The sequence below is a fragment of the Ruegeria sp. HKCCD7303 genome (genome assembly GCF_013111185.1).
GTDB lineage: Bacteria > Pseudomonadota > Alphaproteobacteria > Rhodobacterales > Rhodobacteraceae > Ruegeria.
This window is the reverse complement of sequence record NZ_WVRE01000023.1, coordinates 1-1,250: the sequence shown is the minus strand read 5'-3', so window position 1 is coordinate 1,250 and position 1,250 is coordinate 1. Positions and strand designations below refer to the sequence as shown.

1 protein-coding gene is annotated in these 1,250 nt (G+C 59.0%); it reads left to right on the top strand.

Features of this window, described 5'->3' with window-relative positions:
* Window positions 1–1,176 (top strand): elongation factor Tu (tuf, locus tag GS630_RS22245; RefSeq protein ID WP_171182005.1); only part of this gene is annotated, 1,176 nt, incomplete at its 5' end.
* Window positions 1,177–1,250: the final 74 nt, after the last annotated feature.

Genomic DNA, 1,250 nt, shown 5'->3' with positions numbered 1-1,250 from the left:
ATGGCAAAGGAAAAGTTTGAGCGTACAAAACCGCACGTCAACATCGGCACGATTGGCCACGTTGACCATGGTAAAACGACGCTGACCGCAGCAATCACCAAGTATTTCGGTGACTTCAAAGCGTATGACCAGATTGACGGTGCGCCGGAAGAAAAAGCGCGCGGCATCACCATCTCGACCGCCCACGTGGAATACGAGACCGACAACCGCCACTATGCGCACGTTGACTGCCCCGGCCACGCCGACTACGTCAAGAACATGATCACCGGTGCTGCCCAGATGGACGGCGCGATCCTGGTTGTGAACGCAGCTGACGGCCCGATGCCGCAGACCCGCGAGCACATCCTGCTGGGTCGCCAGGTTGGCATCCCGAAGATGGTCGTGTTCATGAACAAAGTTGACCAGGTTGACGACGAAGAGCTGCTGGAACTGGTGGAAATGGAAATCCGCGAGCTGCTGTCTTCGTATGAATACCCCGGCGACGATATTCCGATCATCGCAGGTTCGGCTCTGGCCGCGATGGAAGGCAACAACCCGGAAATCGGCGAAGAGAAGATCAAGGAACTGATGGCGGCTGTTGATGACTACATCGACACCCCCGAGCGCGCTGTTGACCAGCCGTTCCTGATGCCGATCGAAGACGTGTTCTCGATCTCGGGCCGTGGTACCGTTGTGACCGGCCGTGTTGAGCGTGGCGTGATCAACGTTGGCGACGAAATCGAAATCGTCGGTATCCGCGACACTTCGAAAACCACCTGCACCGGTGTTGAGATGTTCCGCAAGCTGCTGGACCGCGGTGAAGCAGGCGACAACATCGGCGCCCTGCTGCGTGGTGTTGACCGTGACGGCGTTGAGCGTGGCCAGGTTCTGTGTAAGCCGGGTTCGGTTACACCGCACACCAAGTTCGAAGCCGAAGCCTACATCCTGACCAAGGAAGAAGGCGGTCGTCACACTCCGTTCTTTGCGAACTACCGTCCTCAGTTCTACTTCCGTACAACTGACGTGACCGGCACCGTGACCCTGGCTGAAGGCACTGAGATGGTCATGCCCGGCGACAACGTGTCGTTCGGCGTTGAGCTGATCGCCCCGATCGCGATGGAGCAGGGCCTGCGCTTCGCGATCCGCGAAGGCGGCCGCACCGTCGGCGCCGGCGTTGTGTCGAAAATCATCGAGTAATCACGGTAGGCCGGGCTTCAGCCCGGCACATCGGTGAGACTAAGAAGGCCGTCCCACTAAGGGGCGGCCTTTTT